This window comes from Psychrobacter sp. AOP5-GZ1-6, from assembly GCF_052376345.1.
Taxonomy (GTDB): Bacteria; Pseudomonadota; Gammaproteobacteria; order Pseudomonadales; family Moraxellaceae; genus Psychrobacter.
This window is the reverse complement of the sequence record NZ_JBQSVP010000298.1, coordinates 1-879: the sequence shown is the minus strand read 5'-3', so window position 1 is coordinate 879 and position 879 is coordinate 1. Positions and strand designations below refer to the sequence as shown.

2 pseudogenes are annotated in these 879 nt (G+C 37.5%); both read left to right on the top strand.

From position 1 onward, the window contains the following. A pseudogene (locus tag ACT3RN_RS15880) lies at window positions 1-400 on the top strand (hypothetical protein); the annotation flags it as partial. After that, window positions 400-879: pseudogene (locus ACT3RN_RS15875) on the top strand (hypothetical protein); the annotation flags it as partial. The pseudogenes ACT3RN_RS15880 and ACT3RN_RS15875, both read left to right, overlap by 1 nt.

Sequence of the window (879 nt, the reverse complement as noted above, 5' to 3'; positions counted from 1 at the left end):
TAGTTTAGTGGCTGGCGCAATGTATAAAGCACAATTTAAGTTCGCTGACGACGATGATATTCCTTATGCCAACACACCATATATTGCTATCAATGAGAATACGCAAGAGACGTTTGAGGGTGTTACCGATATTGAAGGAAATACTGAGACTTTCTATAGCTCTGATCCTGATGAGATTAAGGTTCACTTAAAACATGGACAATATAAGGCTCTAGTAAGATTCGCCGATGATGATGACATCCCTTATAGCTTTACCGATTATATTGCACAGGCTGAAATAACTGGCGAAGTGTTTGAAGGTACGACTGATGAAGATGGTTATACTGAGATTATGAGTACGTCCATTGAGCAAGACATTAAAATCCATTTGATAAATGTTGATGGTAGGGAGAGTATGTAATGAGTAACTCTAACACCTGTAACCCTGAAGTTTTTAAGATCTTAACAGGTCAAGAGAAAGTGTCATGCGCTCAAGCTAGTGACAAACTAACTGTAGAGGAAGCTAAGATTACTCAGGTCGCAGTTCTCATAACCGAACAACAAATGCAAAAAATGTTCCCTGACGCTAATACTCGCAAGCGGGAGGTAGTGAGAGCCTTACTAAATAAATATATGCCAAAATTTGGAATGACAACTCCTCTGCGAATAGCACATTTTTTAGCACACGTCCAAGCAGAAGTCGGAGACGAACTTGTCGGAAAAGAGGAAAGCTTATGGTATTCAGTGCCATCATTAAAAAAAACTTTCGACCGTTATTTTAAATACTATCCCGAGGAAGCTGATCAACTAGGTTATAAACGAATACCAATAAATGATTATAATAAATTTTCACAAGTACAAAGAAAAAAATATATCCTTACCAATAAAACTTATGCCTAC